At 49.1% G+C, this 19,494-nt stretch carries 24 protein-coding genes and 1 pseudogene; 16 read left to right on the forward strand and 9 right to left on the reverse strand.

Annotation, left to right across the window (positions count from 1 at the left end; translation table 11 throughout):
• Positions 1 to 105: 105 nt before the first annotated feature.
• Positions 106 to 1,002, reverse strand: a complete 897-nt coding sequence (locus tag PQG83_RS04980) for a substrate-binding domain-containing protein (protein WP_312747465.1) — start codon at positions 1,000 to 1,002, stop codon at positions 106 to 108.
• Between the two features lie 185 nt (positions 1,003 to 1,187).
• Positions 1,188 to 1,481: an FmdB family zinc ribbon protein gene (locus tag PQG83_RS04985; RefSeq protein ID WP_312747467.1), complete on the reverse strand. Its 294-nt coding sequence runs from the start codon at positions 1,479 to 1,481 to the stop codon at positions 1,188 to 1,190.
• A 201-nt stretch (positions 1,482 to 1,682) separates the two neighbouring features.
• On the opposite strand from PQG83_RS04985, the gene PQG83_RS04990 reads away from it, so the two are divergent.
• The 10 genes from PQG83_RS04990 to PQG83_RS05035 all read left to right on the forward strand — a co-directional run bounded on the left by PQG83_RS04990 (position 1,683) and on the right by PQG83_RS05035 (position 8,398).
• On the forward strand, positions 1,683 to 1,862 hold the full coding sequence (locus PQG83_RS04990) for a hypothetical protein (protein ID WP_312641234.1): 180 nt from the start codon (positions 1,683 to 1,685) through the stop codon (positions 1,860 to 1,862).
• Positions 1,863 to 1,980: 118 nt separating this feature from the next.
• Positions 1,981 to 2,184, forward strand: a complete 204-nt coding sequence (locus tag PQG83_RS04995) for a hypothetical protein (protein WP_312747469.1) — start codon at positions 1,981 to 1,983, stop codon at positions 2,182 to 2,184.
• 65 nt (positions 2,185 to 2,249) lie between these two features.
• Positions 2,250 to 2,684: a hypothetical protein gene (locus tag PQG83_RS05000; protein ID WP_312747470.1), complete on the forward strand. Its 435-nt coding sequence runs from the start codon at positions 2,250 to 2,252 to the stop codon at positions 2,682 to 2,684.
• Between the two features lie 169 nt (positions 2,685 to 2,853).
• Entirely contained in the window at positions 2,854 to 3,891 is a 1,038-nt protein-coding gene (gene hemE, locus PQG83_RS05005; RefSeq protein WP_312747472.1) for a uroporphyrinogen decarboxylase, read from the forward strand.
• A 109-nt stretch (positions 3,892 to 4,000) separates the two neighbouring features.
• Complete coding sequence (gene hemG, locus PQG83_RS05010; protein WP_312747474.1) at positions 4,001 to 5,500, forward strand: protoporphyrinogen oxidase; 1,500 nt, start codon at positions 4,001 to 4,003, stop codon at positions 5,498 to 5,500.
• Position 5,501: 1 nt separating this feature from the next.
• Positions 5,502 to 5,804 carry an acylphosphatase gene (locus tag PQG83_RS05015; protein ID WP_312747475.1) on the forward strand — a complete coding sequence of 101 codons (303 nt, stop codon included), beginning with the start codon at positions 5,502 to 5,504 and terminating at the stop codon, positions 5,802 to 5,804.
• An 83-nt stretch (positions 5,805 to 5,887) separates the two neighbouring features.
• Entirely contained in the window at positions 5,888 to 6,403 is a 516-nt protein-coding gene (locus PQG83_RS05020) for an adenine phosphoribosyltransferase (protein WP_312747477.1), read from the forward strand.
• 109 nt (positions 6,404 to 6,512) lie between these two features.
• On the forward strand, positions 6,513 to 7,028 hold the full coding sequence (locus PQG83_RS05025) for a TraR/DksA family transcriptional regulator (protein ID WP_312747479.1): 516 nt from the start codon (positions 6,513 to 6,515) through the stop codon (positions 7,026 to 7,028).
• Between the two features lie 203 nt (positions 7,029 to 7,231).
• Positions 7,232 to 7,912, forward strand: coding sequence for a 7-cyano-7-deazaguanine synthase QueC (gene queC / locus PQG83_RS05030; RefSeq protein ID WP_312747481.1), 681 nt, complete (start codon positions 7,232 to 7,234; stop codon positions 7,910 to 7,912).
• A gap of 57 nt (positions 7,913 to 7,969) precedes the next feature.
• Positions 7,970 to 8,398: a c-type cytochrome gene (locus PQG83_RS05035; RefSeq protein WP_312747483.1), complete on the forward strand. Its 429-nt coding sequence runs from the start codon at positions 7,970 to 7,972 to the stop codon at positions 8,396 to 8,398.
• A 109-nt stretch (positions 8,399 to 8,507) separates the two neighbouring features.
• On the opposite strand, the gene PQG83_RS05040 is transcribed toward PQG83_RS05035, so the two are convergent.
• From PQG83_RS05040 to PQG83_RS05060, 5 genes are all read right to left on the reverse strand, one after another.
• Positions 8,508 to 10,271: a M3 family oligoendopeptidase gene (locus tag PQG83_RS05040; protein WP_312747485.1), complete on the reverse strand. Its 1,764-nt coding sequence runs from the start codon at positions 10,269 to 10,271 to the stop codon at positions 8,508 to 8,510.
• A gap of 551 nt (positions 10,272 to 10,822) precedes the next feature.
• Complete coding sequence (locus tag PQG83_RS05045; protein ID WP_312747487.1) at positions 10,823 to 11,545, reverse strand: integrase core domain-containing protein; 723 nt, start codon at positions 11,543 to 11,545, stop codon at positions 10,823 to 10,825.
• Positions 11,546 to 11,945: 400 nt separating this feature from the next.
• Entirely contained in the window at positions 11,946 to 12,410 is a 465-nt protein-coding gene (locus PQG83_RS05050; protein ID WP_312747489.1) for a hypothetical protein, read from the reverse strand.
• Between the two features lie 93 nt (positions 12,411 to 12,503).
• Complete coding sequence (locus PQG83_RS05055; RefSeq protein ID WP_312747491.1) at positions 12,504 to 13,253, reverse strand: integrase core domain-containing protein; 750 nt, start codon at positions 13,251 to 13,253, stop codon at positions 12,504 to 12,506.
• A 90-nt stretch (positions 13,254 to 13,343) separates the two neighbouring features.
• On the reverse strand, positions 13,344 to 13,574 hold the full coding sequence (locus PQG83_RS05060) for a hypothetical protein (protein WP_312747493.1): 231 nt from the start codon (positions 13,572 to 13,574) through the stop codon (positions 13,344 to 13,346).
• A 528-nt stretch (positions 13,575 to 14,102) separates the two neighbouring features.
• On the opposite strand from PQG83_RS05060, the gene PQG83_RS05065 reads away from it, so the two are divergent.
• From PQG83_RS05065 to PQG83_RS05085, 5 genes and pseudogenes are all read left to right on the forward strand, one after another.
• Positions 14,103 to 15,053 carry a protein-glutamine glutaminase family protein gene (locus PQG83_RS05065; protein WP_312747495.1) on the forward strand — a complete coding sequence of 317 codons (951 nt, stop codon included), beginning with the start codon at positions 14,103 to 14,105 and terminating at the stop codon, positions 15,051 to 15,053.
• Positions 15,054 to 15,204: 151 nt separating this feature from the next.
• Complete coding sequence (locus PQG83_RS05070) at positions 15,205 to 15,393, forward strand: hypothetical protein (protein ID WP_312747497.1); 189 nt, start codon at positions 15,205 to 15,207, stop codon at positions 15,391 to 15,393.
• Between the two features lie 1,056 nt (positions 15,394 to 16,449).
• Positions 16,450 to 16,884: a helix-turn-helix domain-containing protein gene (locus tag PQG83_RS05075; RefSeq protein ID WP_312747498.1), complete on the forward strand. Its 435-nt coding sequence runs from the start codon at positions 16,450 to 16,452 to the stop codon at positions 16,882 to 16,884.
• Positions 16,881 to 17,153 carry an integrase core domain-containing protein gene (locus tag PQG83_RS05080; RefSeq protein ID WP_312747500.1) on the forward strand — a complete coding sequence of 91 codons (273 nt, stop codon included), beginning with the start codon at positions 16,881 to 16,883 and terminating at the stop codon, positions 17,151 to 17,153. The genes PQG83_RS05075 and PQG83_RS05080 overlap by 4 nt, the downstream gene beginning before the upstream one ends.
• 109 nt (positions 17,154 to 17,262) lie before the next feature.
• Positions 17,263 to 17,520 (forward strand): annotated as a pseudogene (locus PQG83_RS05085) (integrase core domain-containing protein); the annotation flags it as partial.
• 156 nt (positions 17,521 to 17,676) lie between these two features.
• Here PQG83_RS05085 and PQG83_RS05090 read toward each other — a convergent pair.
• Together PQG83_RS05090 and PQG83_RS05095 are read right to left on the reverse strand one after the other, a co-directional pair.
• Positions 17,677 to 18,633, reverse strand: coding sequence for a DUF2608 domain-containing protein (locus PQG83_RS05090; RefSeq protein WP_312747501.1), 957 nt, complete (start codon positions 18,631 to 18,633; stop codon positions 17,677 to 17,679).
• 63 nt (positions 18,634 to 18,696) lie between these two features.
• Positions 18,697 to 19,176, reverse strand: coding sequence for an integrase core domain-containing protein (locus PQG83_RS05095; protein ID WP_312747503.1), 480 nt, complete (start codon positions 19,174 to 19,176; stop codon positions 18,697 to 18,699).
• 15 nt (positions 19,177 to 19,191) lie between these two features.
• On the opposite strand from PQG83_RS05095, the gene PQG83_RS05100 reads away from it, so the two are divergent.
• Positions 19,192 to 19,467, forward strand: coding sequence for a hypothetical protein (locus tag PQG83_RS05100; RefSeq protein ID WP_312747504.1), 276 nt, complete (start codon positions 19,192 to 19,194; stop codon positions 19,465 to 19,467).
• Positions 19,468 to 19,494: the final 27 nt, after the last annotated feature.

A 19,494-nucleotide genomic window follows, 5' to 3' on the forward strand; every position in this document is an offset into this window, starting at 1 on the left:
CGTAATAATTTGAAATCAATGACCGTGGCAGGTGATGCTCCGGTCTTTTTCACGAGGCTGAGATGGTATCAGAAGATGGACGACCGAATCAGGGTTTTCCGCCAATTATTGACTGGTAAGAAGTGGATAAAATTTCCCTTTTCGCATCAGGTTTTGGCCTTCCCGTGAGAGAGCAAATTGTTCAAAGGCCAGGGCCTGAGGTGAAGGTTGGGCATTTGTGATGAGCATCACGGGTCGTTGGAGTGGATAGCGATTATCCAGTACCGTTTGTACTTCAGGCTCCACGCGATTAATAAACAGAAGATTGATCGCGACTCCATCCTCTTTCGCCCGGAGAGCCGGAGTCATGGATACAAACGTGATTCCCTCAAGATTTCCACTTACTGCTTTAATGGCCTCATCCTCGGTTCCCGCTCTAAAGGCGGAACGCGGGATCCCATCCGGAATACCTAATATTTTTTCGAAACCCTGTCGAATATTTTCATTCGTGGTTCGATTGATGAGCACAATTTTGGTTTGAGGGGCTTCCTCATAGACCTGAGACCAATACCGGATTTTTCCGGAAAAGACATCCGCAACCTGCTGGGTGGTCATTTCTTTCACGGGGTTTGAAAAATTCGTTAAGACAGCGACGCCGTCTCTGGCAATTGCCGTAGATCTGAGGGAAGGAACCTCTTCCCCCGTAATGCCAATGTCGGCTTCGTTAAGTTCGATAGTTCGGATTGGCTTGGCATTGGGATGCCAAAATATATCAACGGAAACAGAAGGATGGCGGGACTCAAATTCCGCAGCCAGAATTTCCAGGAGATATCGCTCTGGTCCATTTCCAACGATAAGAATGGTCCCTGAAATCGGAGATGGAGCCGTAAGGGGAGGCTCTGAATTAGGAGATTCTTTTGAATGAACAGGGGCCATTGGAAGAATGAGTCCCCAGAGAAAACCTATCCCGACCACAAAAGAAACCTTGCCAACTATATTGTTAAAGAGCCGGGTGGCCGCCATATTTCTTAGGTTCCTTAGCAAGAACAACCGTTGCGCAAGTGGTCGAAACTACAGAAAAAGTTATCACCAAGAATAAAAAACGGGCACATCTTTCCGGTTTATGGAAATAAATGTCAAGGGGAGAGGAATGGGGAAGTGAGAAAATCTTGGGCGATCACCATTCAAAGGGCCGCCCAAGCTTTACCCTATTCTCCTCCGGAGGGTTGGGAATTGGCTTCGGTCGGGGCCGCGCGCTGGCCCATAATTGGGGGGAGTTTGGAAAACTTATCCATTCGTTCATTCAGCATATTATAGGCTTTGCCTTCAGCGAATCCTGGTTTATGTGTTCCCACAATTTTTGACGCAAACGAGGACATAATTCGTCGGCTTTGGGTGGTATTGCATTTTGGGCAAAGCGTTTCTTCCGGTTTTACGCTCAGGGCTTGCATGGCCTCATAATGATGATCGCACCCTTCGCAGACATATTCATACAATGGCATACATAACTCCTTTGAAATTATACGAGGATGAACATGAATAATATCTCCGTTAGAGTTTGAGTATATCGAAGATTATATTGACGTGGCCAATAGCTAATTGAGGTGTGTCTGAAATTGTTCAGAAAAGATTGACGGCAAGTTTATGATTTCACTATAATTTTTCGTTGGTCTTATTACAGACAATTTTTGGAGGAATGAGTCATGTCGGTGTTAATTCGGAAATTTAAATTGCCCACTGGAATGGTCAAGGAAGAGCGCATCGACGATCCAGATCGCATTGAGCGGTATATGCAGTTTTTTGATAAAGAGCAGCAAGCTAAGCTTGATGCCGGCCAAAAGGTTTTTTTAGACAAAGATGAATGGCAATTTGTTGATAACTGAATTCCTGCAGGGCAGGCTCCCTCTCCGTTATACTCCGACCAGGTTGTTCCCACGTCAAATGTTGATCGTGTCTGTGGGGCAGGCTCGGCTTACCACTCAGTGAAGGAGCATCACGACTATGGGGTATTGGATCCATTTGAAACGATCACTTGATGAAGCGATGATCCATCGGGATCGTTGCCCGGAGGTGCCTTCAGGCCCGCATCGGTCTGACTTTTGGGAGGGTGGGTGGACCGAATATCCGGATAAGGATACGGCTCTGGAATATTTGGAAAATACTGACGCATCCCAGCAACTCAAATGTCCCTTATGTAAACCGTAACTCGTGTTTGCAGATAATCGGTTCATCAGTCTGTGAACAGGATTCTTCCGTATTAATTTTTTTGTATGGCTGAGAAGTTTGCAAATGCCCGGTGGGTCAAGGAGGGATTTTTAGACAATCGGATTGGCGGATCCGTTATTGGACAAATTACCTTTGCCGGGCTTGAGACTGTGGATGTGTATTTAGTAGGTGATTTTGTTGGAGAGATTGCCGGAAAGGTGATTGGTTTTCGTAATCCGCGCTTTTTAGATGATCCTCAGGCAGGAGAATCGTTATATGATTTTTCCGTCCCTCAATTAGGAAAAGTCAGTCTTATGTCGTTTGATCCGCATCCTCTTCTTGAACCCCATCCCTACTTTGAATGGTTTTCTACTCATCAACAACATTATCGCATTGAGCTGCAGCCGGATGAGGCGTGGCTCCTGTCTGAAGTTGAACAAGATGCTGTGGAGGACCAGGCTCAGCGGATCCGGCAAGAGCTAACACCTCTCCTGCCATGAACAGATGTGAGTGTGTGTTGTGTCCTTGTGTTACCCTAAGGCCATGGATGAAAATTTTATGGTAATAGGTGGTCTCAGGAAAATGATCTGTGCATATGGACCAGTCACGCCACCTATGTTCGTTATTGATTGATTGACTCACTCTTTTTCCATTCGTAGAATGCCCGCCATGAATGATCGATTTTTAAAAGCCTGCTTGCGTCAGCCCGTAGACCGAACCCCTGTTTGGTTTATGCGGCAAGCGGGCCGATACATGGAAGAATACCAGGCTATCCGACGCAAGCATTCTATTTTGGAGGTATGCAAAACGCCTGCGTTAGCTGCCGAGGTCACGCTGCAACCTATCAATCGCTTTGATCTGGATGCGGCCATCATTTTTGCGGATATTTTATTGCCCCTCCAAGCCATGGGATTAAACCTGGAATTTATTGAGGGAAAGGGTCCGGTCATTGATAACCCGATACGCGGTGAGATGGGTATTGTGGATCTGCGTCCGGTCGATGGCGAGGCGTTTGCCTATGCCGGAGAAGCCATTCGCCAGACACTTCAGGCTCTCGATAATCGAGTTCCGTTACTGGGATTTGCCGGAGCGCCGTTTACATTAGCCAGTTACGCCATTGAAGGCGGAAGCTCGCGGGACTATGCCCGAACCAAGAACTTAATGTTCTCCCAGCCGACCGTGTGGCATCAATTGATGTCCAAACTATCCGTGGTTGTCGTGGAGTATTTACGAGTACAAAGTCGAGCAGGCGCACAAGCCATTCAACTCTTTGACAGTTGGGTCGGTTGTTTAAGTCCTGGCGATTATGAAGAATATGTCCTTCCTCATGTGCAAAATATTTTTTCTGCCTTACGGGTTGAGGGAATTCCCCTCATCTATTTTGGAACGGGAACGACCGGTCTTCTTCCGCTGATGCGAAAGGCGGGAAGCGATGTGATGGGTGTCGACTGGCGAGTTCGTTTGGATGAAGCATGGGGCACTATCGGGTTTGATGTGAGTATTCAAGGTAATCTGGATCCCCTGGTTCTGTTCGCCCCGGAAAAAGAAATTGAGCGTCGTGTGAAGGATATTATGCTGCAAGCTGGCGGCAGACCCGGTCACATTTTCAATTTGGGTCACGGCATTCTTCCTAATACCCCTTTACACAGCGTTGAGTTTGCCATTGAATGTGTTCGCCGGTATTCCACGGCTTCTTCACGTGAATGATGTAGCGGTACTTTTCCTCCGTCGGATGTTTCCCTCCCTCCATGAATACCTGTTTATTTCAATGTCTTAGCCTCATACATGCATTGCCTTTCTGATTGCTTGGGACTTCATGAGGAAAATTCCATACCAAGTGGTGATTGTCGGAGGGGGAATATCCGGACTGGCCACGGCCTATGCTCTCACGGAGGAGAGTGCGACAACACAGACACCCGTGCAATGCACAGTCGTGGAACGAGAGCCTCGGTGGGGTGGAAAAATTCTGACACATGTGACGGACAACTATTTGATCGAAGGTGGCCCTGACTCGTTCCTGACTTCCAAACCATGGGCTCTAGAATTGTGCCGCACGTTAGGACTTCAGGATCAGTTGATTTCTACCAACCCCCAACACAATCAGACATTTTCATTTTGCCGTGGAGCATTGCGAGAACTCCCACAAGGCTTATTGGCCTTTCGACCCAGACGGGTTGATACGCTTGTTTCCAGCGGGCTCCTAACCTGGGGGGGGATGCTTCGCATGGCTGCCGAACGGTTTTGGCCAAAGCAGAATCCTCGGCCATCAGATGAATCTTTGGGAGAGTTTTTTCGTCGACGATTTGGCACCGAAGCCTTTGAGTATTTAATCGAACCATTGGTGGCAGGCATCTATGCCGGGGATGCTGATGAACTCAGTATTGAGTCGACCTTTCCTCGATTCCGCGAATTAGAGCGGGAACATGGCAGTGTCATTAAGGGAATGCGAAAGGCTCTGGCCAGTGCGCCACCAGCCTCGAGTTCCTCCGGCGCAGCCACCACCATGTTTATGTCGCTTCGTGGGGGATTAAGTGAACTCATTCAGGCCCTGGTGGAGGCCTTGCGCAAACGTGGAGTCGGGTTGATGGCAGGGGTCGGGTGTCTGGAAATTCAATCTCCGACTCTGGAGTCAGGGGAATTTCAGGTCATGTTGGAGAATGGAAACCGGCTTCCGGCTGATGCGGTCGTGTTGGCCACTCCGGCATATCAGACCGCTCGATTACTTCGTGCAATTCGCCCCGAAACAGCGAGTCTGTTAGATGGGATCCCCTATGCTTCGACCGCGACGATTTCCATGGCCTATCCCGCTGAGTCTATTGCTTCACAGATACGAGGATTCGGATTTGTGGTGCCTCGAAAAGAACAACGCTCATTGCTAGCCGCAACCTGGACTTCGTTGAAGTGGCCCGATCGGAGCCGGGCTGGAGAAACGCTGATCCGTGGTTATATCGGAGGTCGAGGGCGAGAGACGATTGTGGAGCAGGATGATCGCACCCTTGTGAAGTGTGTTCGTGCAGAATTACTGTCTATGGTGGGAATCTCGGCCGCCCCGACCTATACAGAAGTCCATCGATGGCGGCAGGGGATGCCACAATATGTGCTCGGACATGCGGACCGGTTGGCTAAGGTTCAGGAACAGTTAGCCCATTTGCCCGGGCTGTATGTCACGGGAGCAGGTTTGTATGGCATCGGTATCCCTGATTGTATACGGGAAGGCACAAAGGTTGGAAAGCAACTGCTACAGGATTATGCCGCGAATCATGGAATAAAAAATTCTGGAAGCACAGAATCCGGTGGAAGGGGTCAGATCGGATAACGTGGAAGAGCAAATGGAAGCGATTGTTCGGGCTCATGCCTGTGTCAGCGGAAAAGTTCAAGGAGTCGGGTTTCGAGCGTTTGTGCAAATGCAGGCCAACAACATGGCATTACATGGGTGGGTGCGAAACCGAGCTGAAGGAGAAGTCGAATTGGAAGTTGAAGGTCCTCAAGCATCAGTTCATACCTTTCTTGAAGCCATTCATAAAGGACCTCCTCTCTCTCAAGTTCTTCAGGTAACGGTTGACTGGAAAGACCCAAACAGGCAAACTGAAGGGTTTCATGTCCTTCGTACTTCTCTGTAGGGGATGGGGACATTGGAACCGGGTTGTTCCGATCTCAAAAACGGAACCATCCACGGTTGTTATCATTGTTGAATTGTTTTCCCATGAACTATAAAGCACATATTCGTGAGGTTCCCGATTTTCCTAAGCCGGGTATCCTTTTTTACGATATTACGCCCTTATTAAATAATCCTGTTTGTTTTCGTTCCATTATCGACGAGTGCATTCATCACTATCAGGATGCCGGTATTACCAGAGTGGTGGGCATTGAATCGCGAGGATTTATTTTGGGAAGCCCATTGGCCTATCACTTGAAAGCCGGTTTTGTTCCGGTTCGGAAGCCAGGCAAATTGCCGGCCGATGTGTTTGAAGTCAATTATAATTTAGAGTATGGCTCGACGACTTTGGCGATTCATCGTGATGCGATTCAAAAGGGAGAGCGAGTGCTTGTGGTTGATGATCTCCTTGCCACTGGAGGAACGGCCGGGGCGACCGTCCACCTGATTCGGCAATTAGGTGGCGATATTGCCGGCGTGGTATTTCTTGTCGAATTGCTGAAACTCGATGGACGAAACAAATTAAATGGGTGTGACATCTACTCCCTAATTACTTATGAGTAGGTACATGGACGATCCTATTACCGCATGATGCACCGGGGAAGATGTTTGCAATGAGTTTTCCTGTCGTGTGAGAGAATGGTTAACTTTGGAAGGAAGAAAGGAAAGTAGTATGGCCGAAAGACCAGTCAAGAAAGAAACAAAAACAACGGCCTCCGCCGGAACAAAAAAAGGTCCGGCAAAAGGCCCATCAAAAGCCACTTCTCCAACCCCCGCATCGCGGAAGCAGGCGAAAGCGCCAACAGAAGATCGTCATGTCGCGTTAAAGGAAATTCTCTTGGCCAAACGAGAGGCGCTGATTCAAGAAATCAAACAACAGCTTGGACAATCAGTGACAGAAGAACAACAACGGCGGCTGGAAGCGGCCATGGATAGCGGAGACCAGGCGCTGGTTGATTTGGATCGCGAAATGGGGATTTCCCTTCAGGAAATGCGAAACCGTGAACGACAATTGATTGATGATGCCTTGGATAGTTTGGATGAAGGCACCTATGGCGTGTGCGCTGAATGTGGGGGAGAAATCAATGAAAAGCGATTGCAAGCGCTTCCGTTTGCCCGTTTATGCGTCGAGTGTAAATCCAAACGTGAACTGATGGAAAAGATTGAACGATCGGAACAGCGGCAATAATATCATCAGGTTTGCCGCTTCTGTTCTTTCACCGTGTCTAGCTGGGATTGGCATATACCCATCCAATTTGGCAATGGTGTTTTTTGCCTTCAACGGTCCTCCCACCAACACTTGAGCCTGTGACCGATCATTCCTTTACAAAAAAATCAGGATCCATCTGATAGGCGGGAGAAAAAGGGTTCAAGGACGGCCTTCGTAAGCTCATGTCAAAGATTGTTGTTCTGGCAAGTGGCGGGTTGGATTCAACGGTGACGGCCGCCATTGCCAAATCAGAAGGATGTGAGCTGTATTTCTTGACTGTCGATTATGGGCAACGACATCGAACGGAAATCGAATGTGCGCAAAAAATTTCTGAATATTTTGAGGTGAAAGAACACAAAATTATTCAATTGGACTTGCGAACCTTTGGTGGGTCCGCGCTAACCGATCAGATTCCCGTCCCCACCAATCGAACCGCACGGGATCGTGAACAGCAAATTCCCGTCACCTATGTTCCGGCCAGGAATACAATTTTCTTGAGTCTGGCATTGGCCTATGCCGAGGTATTGGGTGCCTCCAGCATATTTTTTGGGGCCAATATTCGTGACTATTCCGGCTACCCGGACTGCCGACCGGAATTTATTCAGGCCTTCAAGGAGGTGGCTCGTCTTGGCACCCGAATGGGATTGGAAGGGCAACCGGTCGACATTCTCGCCCCGCTGCTCTTTTTGAGCAAGCGTGAGATAATTAAAAAAGGACACGCCTTAGGGGTGCCTTTTCAATGGACCAATAGTTGTTATAATCCAGGTCTCCAAAACCAGCCGTGCGGCCATTGCGATAGTTGCGTGATTCGTCAAGAGGGATTTAAGGAGGCACAACTTCCTGATCCGCTATTCGCCGGATAAATGTGAGACTGTGGCCAGGTCTGAATGCGAATGAGTCTGGTATAAAGGAACGTGGACATGAACAAGCAACCAAGACAAATAATTCTCAGAGGTGTGGCAGGGGTTCTCTGTTGGTTTGTTGTTGGGTGTTCTGAGAATGGGACGAGTGCTGGGGAATCCTCTCCTCCCGCAACCATTGCGCAAGTATCGACCGAGAAAGGCCTGCCAACAGAATTCAAAGACGGCGAGACAAAATTCAATACATTTTGTTCTCCTTGCCATGGAGTGCAGGCCGTGGGAACGGCTCAAGGTCCCCCTTTGGTGCATAAAATCTATGAGCCCAGTCACCATGCGGATTTTGCTTTTCAGCGAGCTGCGGCTCAAGGGGTCAAAGCCCACCATTGGAAATTCGGGAACATGCCGAAGATCGAAGGCGTGACGGCAGATGACGTCACGCAGATAATTGCTTATATCCGGTGGCTCCAGCGCCAAGCTGGAATTTTCTAGACAGTACCGGAGGTTGCCCGGTCAGGCCTCCTTTCGTACTCGCGGCCATTCCAGTCAACATCGACTCTGGTTTGCTCCCACAGGTTTACCCCGTTTGGAGGCAAATCCTTTACCCCATACTTCGTTCCAGTTCATGAACCAGCCCCTGGATCCGTGTAAATCCCGCCTGCCAAAATGCCGTGGAGTTGATATCTACCTGTAGGGGTTTGAGCAGGTCTTGAGGACTGGCCGACCCGCCTCCCGACAGCAATTGCAGATATCGCGGGACGAACGAGGGCCCTTCTGCTTGATAGCGTTGAAACAACGACAGCACTAGTAGACTGCCAAAGCTATAGGCGTAGCAATAAAATGGACTGGCAAAGATATGAGGAATGGCGAGCCATTCCCATTGAAACTCATCGTCCACGGGTAGGCGAGGCCCGAATTGCTCCCGAAGGAGGGTCAGGTAGGTTTGAGCGAGCGCATCAACGGTCGCGCCCTGTTGAACCATGTGATGGGCTTGCCGTTCAAATTGCACAAAGTAGGCCTGTCGCATAATGGTGGCATACGCATCGTCGAGTTGATCGACAAGGAGTCCCGCCTTGACCTTCGGGTCCTTTTCCTGTTGGAGAAGTAAATCGGAAAGCAGGTGCTCGCCAAACACAGAGGCCGTTTCCGCCAGAGGGAGCGACGAATGAAACGTGAAGATGGAATGCTCCCTTGCCATCATCGCGTGAACGGCATGACCCAGTTCATGCGCCAAGGTCGAGACATCACGGGGCTCTCCGGTGAAATTCACCAGGACATAAGGAGTCTGCGTGGGGAGCACGCTATAGCAAAAAGCTCCACCCATTTTGCCGGGCCTAATTGCCGCATCAAGATGATTTTCTTCCAGAACCCGCTTCGCCCGTTGGGCCAATTCCGGGGAAAAGGCTTGATACGCTTCCATTACCAGCTCTTTTGCCCTTGCAAAAGAATATTTGGATTTCTTCGCCGCGAAGGGAGCATACAGATCGTAACGTTGAAACTGCTTTATTTTCAGTAGCCGTGCCTTTAACCGAAAATATTCCTGGAAAATGACGGCATTCTTTCGGCAGGTTTTAAGCAGAGCATCAACGGCTTTTTCGGGGACATCATTTGTGACATTACGCACGGCCATAGGCGAAGCGTAATGCCGCAAGGTGAGGCCTTCATTTCCCCAATCCTGAACCAGGCTCTTATACATTTCTCCAAGGACATCCCGGTGTTCACCATAGACTTTGAAAAGCGCGTGGTAGGCTCCTCGACGAACCGAAGCCAAGGGATGCCGGACATATCCCATCAGTTGTTCGCGGGTCAGACGGGTCGTCCGGCCTTTCATTTTCATGGGAAAAGTCAAACTATTCGTGGTGACGCCATACAATGTTTCGAGAGCCTGGCGACCGGTCGTACTCTTAATGGTTAAAATTCGTTCTTCAGATTCACTCAAGGTATGCGGTGTGAAACGAGTCAAGGTCTCCAGATGGTACCGAAACCGCTCGGCTTCTGCGGTCAACCGGGCCGCGTTGGTGGGCTCGAGGCTTTGCCACCAGAGGTCAAGAAAGACCAGTCGATTGGAAAAATCTGTCAATCTGTTTCGTACCTGGGTGTCAAATGCGCGGGCTTCTTGATTTTTTGTATTTTCTGAAAACCATAAAAACGAAAAAGCCCGCAACGTCGTCATGTGTTCAGTGACGGTTTCGTATTGCTCCCAGATTTCCTTGAAACGAGTAGCAGAAATATCCGGTGATAAATGCGGTCGTACGGCCTCGAGTTCGGAAATCAGGGAGTCAAGTGTTTTGGTGATCCGCTTGAAGTCTTTGTTCGGATGGCGCAAGAGACCTTGAAGGTCCCAGGATGGAAGAGTCTTCGACATGTGTGCTCCTTAATGGGGATATAGTGAACAGTATATTCTATTTTGAAGAGTGGTTGTGTCCTCCTTCGCTAAAGCTTCGGCGGACAGCCTTCGCCCTCCTTACTTGGGTAGTTTACTTGGTGAAATTTTGGCTCTCTTCTGTGCTGGCTTGCCAACCGAAGCCTTGGCGAAGGCTGGCGGTGTGCGCAGTCAGCAGCGAATTTCTCTCTACTTCTATCTAACCCTACCTAATTAGATCCAGCATGTACACCTGACTTACCCGTTAGCGGGTAGTCATGACCCTCCAATTTCCAATTCCGTCTTTAACAGGGAAAATACAGGGAATTTATTGTCTTTGAAAAGCAGAAATCTTGGCCGAAACTGCTGAAAGGTAAATGATAGTGTGGGGTTTACGGTTCTCACTTTCCGCGAGTGAGTTCAAGAACAGGGAATTAACAGGGAATTGGTTCTAGCAAATATATTTCTTAGAGGCTGGATGATTTTTTGACCATAAAACCAGAGACCATTACTTTGGGAAAAGGAATACAAACTTGTGCCTGGCGAATTTCTAATCATGCAGCTCTTGGGGTGTAGAACAATCCCTGACAATGTGATTGCCACACAACATGCGTTGGGTCGGCAGGTAGCGGTGGGTCTTTCCCAGCCGCTTCCTCGGGGGTTTGTGAATTCAGGCTCTGGTGGATCCGAAAGTCATTGTAATACTCCTTGAAGGCTTCTAACTTCCGCTTCAGATCAGATTCATTCCAGAACAAGATGTGATCTAAATATTCTCGCCGAATGGTGCCAATCAGTCGTTCAATGAAGGGATGGGCCACCGGCACGCCGGGAAGAGTTTTCACTTCGTGGATGCCCAGAATCCTCAGATTCGCTTGCCACTGGTGAAACCGAAAGACGGGATCATGATCGGAGCTAAGCCAGTGGGGTAACCCTGTTCGGCTGGTGACCTGATTGAACAGACGGCACAGCGCTCTCCCATCCATGGCAGGAGCTGGGTGGACCCTGAACCCGATGATCCGACGTGTGCATTGGTCCATGACGACGAGGACCCAATAAGTTTTGAGTCGGAGGGATTCACACCGGAAGAAATCCATGCTCCACAGGCTATCCTTTGTGTGGCCAAGGAAAGTCAGCCACGAGGGTCGGTCTGTTTGGTCGGGTTGATAGTGCGTGGCGAGGATCCGTCTCACGACATCTTTCTCGACGGGAATCGCAAAGGTCTTGGATATCTGTTCGGCAATTTTGATGCACCCAAATCTCGGATTACGACGTTTCATCTCTAGCACCACCTCAATGAATTGCCGGAAAAGCCCCTTAGGTCCTGGCTTCCTTTGCTTCTGGGCGGAGAACTGCAGGTGATATTTCCTTTTGACCAGTGCGTGATGATATCTCAAAAGTGTAGAGGGTTGGATGAGAATGGCGGCCCGCTTGATGTGGCGAGGATGAAGAAAGATGGTCCACAGGGCCAAGAGGAACCGATCGAGGGGTGAAAGATTGGGAGGCATGTTTTCGGGAGCGGGTGAGAAGGAACAGCTATTGTTTCAGGAGCAGATTCTCGGCAATCAATGCCTTCTTTCCACAAGGCTTGAGAAGTTTGTGTGTTAAGGACACAAGATAAGTGAAAACCATGAAGAGATGTTTCATGGCCGGAGAGCGTAGACATTGATGGCGAGAAGATCAAGCCTCGCGGAGGAACGCTCTGGCAGTGGCGATTAGGAATTCGCCATGCACAGGCTGAAAAGCTTCATGGTGCGTATGAACGGCGGCAACCTTGCGTTGCACATCGCGAAAGACTCGGCCGAGATACACTTTCAGCTTCTTCTGCATGCGGCGCGCCCGTTTCATCTGCTTGGCTTTGGCATAGCGTCCATGCTGGAGAAACGCCTGCGCAGCGAGCCGCGTGTCGCTCTGGCGCAACACGAGCCCGGCGCGTTTCGCTTTCCGGTCCACTGTGCGGAGACCTTTCAGGTACAATCCCGCATCCGTGGGAAACGCGACGGCCTTGGGCTGGACCGTCGTATCCAAACTGACCTGCCGCAAATGATTTGCCTGAATTGTCTTCGTCGCCAGCCCAACCTCAATCGTCAACTGGAGCAACCACTCACAACCCCGCTCTCCAATCCGCTGCCGAAAGCGGGTCATCTGTGAGGGATCAATTGGCAAGGCATGTTGAAAATACCTTTCGCCACAGCAGTATTGCCAGTAGGGCTTTTCTACCCCGTATGGTCAAAAAACTCATGCGGCTTCTCGTGAGTAATATTTCAGCAGTCCACCTAGTTTTTCGCGAGGGCGAATGGGGTTGGTCTCCCAGGCCTCTTTCTTCGGACGCGGTAGCAGTAATTCATTGCCCTTTCCCTGATGAGGCCGTTCCTGATGATAATGGGTGACATACTCCTTGAGTACCTGCCGAAGAGCGCCTTCTCCAAACAGGATGAGCCGCGACAAGACTTCTTCTTTCACCGATCTCGACCAGCGCTCGGCCTGGGCATTCAAATTTGGACTGCATGGAGGAAGTTTGACGAGCTTTACGCCTGCCGCTTTGATTGTCTCCTGAAAGGTGGAGCAGAACTTAGTCCCACGGTCGTGGATCACCTGTTGACCTGGTGTCAGGAAGCCCCACTCCATCATCGTTGAATTCCGGGCTATCTGTATCATCCATGCTCCGTTGGGGTTTGGTGTCAATCCCGCAATGTGTACTTTTCGCCTCCCCACCTGGATATAGAACAGGATGTAATAGATCACCAACCCACTCCTCGTCCAGACTTCCGTGGTAAAGAAATCTGTGGCGACCAAGATATCCCAGTGGGAGCGAATAAACTCGCGCCAGGTCGTGGTCTTTTTTCGCTCCGGTGCTGGGGGAAGGCCGTGCCGTTGCAAAATATTGCCGACCGTTTGGTCGCTCACCGTATATCCCACATTCTTTAACGTTCCGACAATGCGGTCATATCCCCAGGCGGGAGTCTCTTGAGCGAATTGGATGATCAACTTTTTCTCAATGGCTGGACCGATTCGGGGACGTCCTGGATAGCGCCGGTGCTGAGATCCATCGAAATTCTTTGCGATAAGTCTTAGGTGTCAGGCCAGGAGCGTCTCACGTTTGACCACCGACATCACTTCCGCCATCGCCTTTTTCCCGAGGCGTTTACCAAGTGCCGCCAGCGTGGTCTGTTCGCCGTCCCTGAGCCGCACGCGTCCCCTAATCTGGTTCCGCAAAATGCGGTTTTCCGCAACCAAATATTTGTTCCGCAACAACAGTTCTTGGTCTACGGTTCCTGTCATATAGGCGAGTACTGTTTCCCACTCCATAGCTCCTCCACCTGGTCATGAGTATGTTCCTAGCGATATGGAGTATGGGGGATAGGGCAGGGGAATGACAAACGAGAGCGAGTCCTAGGCTTGTTAGGTAATTTCTTTTGAAACGGGGAGTTTGAGCTTTTTGACCATACGGGCACTAACCCCCATTTCAATTCGATAAATTCGCGGTCCTTGGATTCGGGGTTCGTTCTGACGCAGGCCACCATTGGGAAGGAGCAATGTTGTACCGGGGTTTTAATGACGGGAGACCTCTCAACCCCAATAATTCGGCGATCTGTTGAAAATTCTCTTTACGAGTGAAGCCACCGCACATGTTCACATTATGATGTTGTTCATATGAAATAGCCAATACTTCATCAACCCTTTCCCTCCTAGTGCCCAATGAACCCTCCCTGGTCCTCGTGGCTTGGGTTGCTATTTTTTATCAGTTTTGGCTCAATAGACCCATTAAAGAGAACAGGGTACGTCCTCTCTCACATGCCTGTCATCAGGCTGATTATTTTTGAAAGGAGACTTGTTATGCGATCTAAACAGGAAACGGGAATTTTTACCATTGCCACCATTAGAAAGCCCACCAAAGGAGGGCCCACGGAGTACTTGTTTAATGAAAGGCAACAAATTTTTACTCTAGGGTTACCCAAAGGGGTTGCTCGGGCAAGGTCGGGTTTTTTGGAAAAAACGTTCAAGAAGAAACAACCGGTCAAAGTGGTTTTGGATCCCAGACGAAGTCTCATTAAGAAAATCGAGGTGGTTTCTTCCCCTGAATTCAAGGAATACCGAGCTAAGAGAGTCCTTCTGGATAAACCAAATCGGGGGCAGCGTATTAAGATGGCTACCATTGACCCCACCACGTTCAACATCGTGGACCATTACCTGAAATCCCCATCTTTTTTGCGCTGTAAACGCATCGTTCCGAATTTCAAACAGGCCAAACAAATTTTCGACTACTGTGCAAAGCAGTCCTGCCATTTACCGGGGCCTTCCGATATTTCACCCTGTATTCCATTTCAGTATGTAAGAGACGGGTGCTATGCACGAGCCCATAAAATGCGTTGGATTATCACCACAAAGTACCGCTACTGTTGTGAAAAAGTGTTCAGCTTTGCAAACCAGCGCAATGATCGATTAGCCGTGAAAGCCGATAAGTGGGGTGGGTGTTGTGTGACATGGTGGTACCACGTTGCCCCGTTGATTCGGGTCCGTGTCCGGATTGGTAGGGTGTGGAGTTTTGTACTCGCCATGGTGGTTGATCCGGGTATGTTCGATAAACCCGTTCTTCTGAGTACTTGGCTCGGGGCCCAAGAAAATACCCTCTGTCATTCCTCCGCCAATGTTTCGATGTATTCGATACAACCGGGATCGGCCTATACACCAGCTAATTATAGCGGAACAGCGTTTACTAACGATCCGGCATACAGTGCGACCGATGGAACACTAACCATGTATAAGAATCTGACAACATGCCCCTAACGATTTGAGAATGTTGGCGCCGGTCAAGGGTTTCAAAAAACGTCCCTATCCTTTTCAAAAGGGAGTGGGATAGTATGGGGGCATGAAAGAATCTAAAAAGGGGACAATGATCTCCCGTGCCATGAGAGTAGCCCACATCCGAGAACCGAAGATGGCAAACTATGTAGAAGTAATCTTTTTAGAGTCCGCTATGATTTTCCGGCTCTTTAAAAATACTCCGGCCTATAAAGAATCGGTGAAGCTTCTGCAAGAGGGGTTAATCAGCGGCCGTGTGCTCCAGGTTTGGTTTACCTCCTTGGACAGCGAAGACATTGTGCAAATCCAAAAACCGTGCTCATAGTTCTGGTTGGCAAATGACCAACCCCTTCTACCAGAGCTGTCTTCCGGAAGGCTTGGTCTTCTTTTCAACTATGCTTTTTAAGCTGGAATTTTTACGAAAATATTGATTTGATTTGTATGTCGTCAGTCCAAGTTGGACACAGAGGGTTGAAACTTAAGGTGGTGTTTGGCTCTGTGGGTTGATGCTATGCGGTTATCCTTCCCAAGTACAACTGCTTTCTGAGTTTCAATGTGTTCTCCTTGAGATTTCTTTTGCTTTCGAGAATCGCTTAGCCTCTCCGCACCACACATCTCGTATGGTAAAAAAATCATGGGGCCTCGCGGTAGTAGAATTTCAACAGGCCACCCAGTCTTTCGCGAGTGTGAATGGATCTGGTCTTCACGATTTCTTGGCTCGGTAGCGGCATTAGTAACTCATTGCCTTTCCCTTGATGGTTGCGTTTCTGATGATAATGCTTGCCGTACTCGTGGAGTACTTTCCTGAGGGCGTCTTCCCGTATGGTCAAAAAACTCATGCGGCTTCTCGTGAGTAATATTTCAGCAGTCCACCTAGTTTTTCGCGAGGACGAATGGGGTTGGTCTCCCAGGTCTCTTTCCTCGGACGCGGTAGCAGTAATTCATTGCCTGTGCCTGGCGAATTCCTAATTCCCGTTGCCAGTGTGCTCTTTCATCTCGCTTGAATTTCTCTCCAACTCTCCGTATTCTCACCAGCCATGAAACATCTCTTCATGGTTTTCACCCATCTGGCGTTGCTCCTTTCCACACTCCTCAGGCATGACGGTATGAAGGCCGTTATGGCCGAGAATTTATTGTTGAGGCAACAGCTGCTGGTCCTTACTCGATCGCGAAAACGTGCCCCTAATCTGTCATCATTCGATCGTTTTTTCTTGGCCTGTGGTCCACTTTTTTGAATCCTCTCCGTATCAAGCGGGTGGCTTTTCTGATTCGACCGTCCACCCTTTTTTAATTTCACCAAGCCCTGGTGAAGCGGAAATATCGCTTGTTGTATTCGTCACTGAACCGCAAGAAGCCCGCCCCAAAGGGCCCCTCCAGGGATGTGATTGAACTGGTACTTGAGATGAAACGGCGCAATCCCACCTTTGGGTGTCCCGAAATTGCTGAACACCTATCCAAAACGTTTGCCCTCACTCTCGATAAAGATGTTGTCAGACGAATCCTCGCCGCCTACTACCGTCCTGAGCGTGACGACGGACCCTCGTGGCTGTCCTTTCTGGGAAAGACGAAGGACAGTCTGTGGAGTATCGATTTCTTTCGGTGTGAGTCTCTTCGCCTCCAAACCCATTGGGTCCTCGTCGTGATGAACCACTGCACGCGTCGAATTATCGGGTTCGAAGTCCACTCGGCTCCGGCCATCGATGGCCCTGCGCTGTGTCGTATGTTCCATCTAGTAACAGGTCATCACGGAGTGCCGCACTGTCTCAGCTCCGATCATGACCCCATATTTCGATTCCATCAGTGCAAGCGAATTTGAGAATTCTGGGAATCCATGAGATCAAAACCATCCCTTGCGTGCCGGTGTCTCATCCCTTCATCGAACGAGTGATCGGCACCATTCGTCGGGAGTATTTGGATCGATTACTGTTCTGGAATGAGTCGGGTCTAGAGTGGAAGTTAGAGGACTTTAAGGAGTATCACAATGGCAGTCGGATCCATCAGAGCTTGAAGCAGCAAACACCCGAGGTAGCGGCGAGAAAGGATCTACCGCCATCGATAGACCCAAGGCATTTTGTGTGGCAGTAACATTGTCGGGGATTGTTTCAGACACCAAGAGCGGCATAATGAGCAATTCGTCAGGCACAGGGATAAAAGACCGCATTGGGAACGGGAATTAGGAATTCGCCATGCACAGGTACAGCTCGACTTCATTCATCCGGGAAAACCTGTGGAAAATGCCTTTATAGAAGCATTTAACGGGCGGTTGCGGGACGAGTGCTTGAACGTCCACCAGTTTCTCTCGCTCGAGGCAGCCCAAGCCATCATCGAAACGTGGCGGCTGGACTATAATCAGCGCCGCCCCCATAGCTCACTCGGGCACCTGACCCCGAATGAGTTTCTGAAACAATGTCAGGTCAATCAGACGGGCGAAGCTGCCCTCGGTTCTGATTAAAACCTTTCTCAAAATTGGGCCAACGTCACACACCGGAAAACTCTACATGGCAACTGTCCGCTTGACGGGGAAGCTTACAGTTTGTTTTAGGAACCTACAATTCTTTCTAACTTGGGAATGGTTTATATTCTACTTTTTTATAAATAAATTCCTGGGCTACTTAAAAATGGCATTGCTTGTTTCTCGAAACAGTTTCCAAGATGTTTTCGCGTTGTGTTTATCGCCTTGTTCGAAAAATTTCACTTTTTCTGCTTCCTGGGTATAAAGGTAACTCACAATTTCAATGTCTGTTTCTTTAAATGAGTCATACACGTTTTCCACATGCTGATTTGTATCATCCACAAATATGATCCCTTTAAAATTTTTCTTAGATTTTGTGAGGATGGTTTTTAACATGGCACCTTTATGTTGGCCTGCAGTCATATACACTCCTTGAGCATAGCTGACTGGGCGTACCCCTTTTGTTTGAATGTAGTTTATTTCCTGGGGCGTTAACTGGTATTTCCCTTGGTGATGATCTGTGAAGGTACATGGTTGATCTTCTTTAGGTTCGGAAGGTGGCTCAAAAGGACAATAACTCTCGAGGTTTTTGTTTTCTTGAGGAATATTTAGGGCTGTTCTGGCTAACAAATAGCCGTTTTTGACGAGTTCCCTCCGTGTTGCATCTCGTACAGGAGGACTTCTACTCGTGAGAATCAAAGTGGTTACATTTTTATTTTGCAATTTTCCGAGAATTTCCGGTAAAGCCTGTTCTGGCGGATGCATGCCACTATTAGAATAGAGTAACCATTGGATTTCGAGGAGGTTCATGTCCTTGAGCATTACTCGATCGGGATGGTCTGAAGCGAAGGTTTTTTGCCAGTCATACCATTGAACGCTTCCGAGATCCTGATTCATCGCCAGAAGCGTGTTGTCAAGATCACAAACCACCAGCACGTTAGTGGGGCCATACTTGGCAATCAACTCCGAAGTTTTCTTTTCGACCTCTTCAAAAGTTTCGATCGGTGGGTAGGGGTGGTTGACGATGGACCCATGTTCTTTGGGGCCTAAACTTGTACAGGAGGTTGAGAATAAAAAAAGGATCAGACAACTAAGAAAAGCCGTTATTCTCATGCAAATAGTCTCCTTGTTGGCATTGCATTTAAAATAGCAACCCTGTGGGACTCAAATTCCCAATTATGCTGCGTGGGGGAGTTTGACAAGACCACGACAATGCTTCTCCCAGCGGAAATGATCAAGCTCCGCTGAATTCATCGTTGACGCACCGTTGACTTCTGCTGGCGTTTGGCCTCCGAGGGAAGCATGCACGCGGTGGCGATTATAGTAGTGCTGAAAGTTTTCCAACTTTCTTTCCAGATCCTCGGCATTCCAGAATAGCAAATGATCAAGGAATTCCCGGCGTATGGTGCCGATGAGTCGCTCAACAAAGGGATGGGAGAGAGGAATTGACGGAATACTCTTGATCTCCTTGACTTCAAGAATGCGCAGGTTGGCTTTCCATCGATGATATGTGAATAGGGGGTCATGGTCAGAGCTCACGCACCGTGGCGGTTTCTTCCCTGCTATGATGGTGTTGAACATTCGGCATAACCCCGGGCCATCGACCAAATCAGCCTGTGCCCCGAATCCAATAAGCCGCTGCGTCAACTGATCCATGACGAGGGGGACCCAATGGCTTCGGAGCCTGATGGACTCGCAGCGGAACAAATCGACGCTCCACAAGCTATCCTTCATCTGCCCCAGGAACGTAAGCCAAGACCGCCCTCCACCATAAGATGCTGGCGTGGTGTGTTTCAGCAGCACTCGGCGCACCAGGTGTTTGTCGATCGTAATCCCAAATGTTCGAGAAATGATCAAGGCGATGCGGGGACAACCGAAGCTGGGATTACGGCATTTGGGTCATCAATTAATATATTCCTTCCCCAAAATACCGCTTATTATTTATAGGGAAGACTACAAAATTTCAGAATTAAG

The organism is Candidatus Nitrospira neomarina, from assembly GCF_032051675.1.
GTDB lineage: Bacteria > Nitrospirota > Nitrospiria > Nitrospirales > UBA8639 > Nitrospira_E > Nitrospira_E neomarina.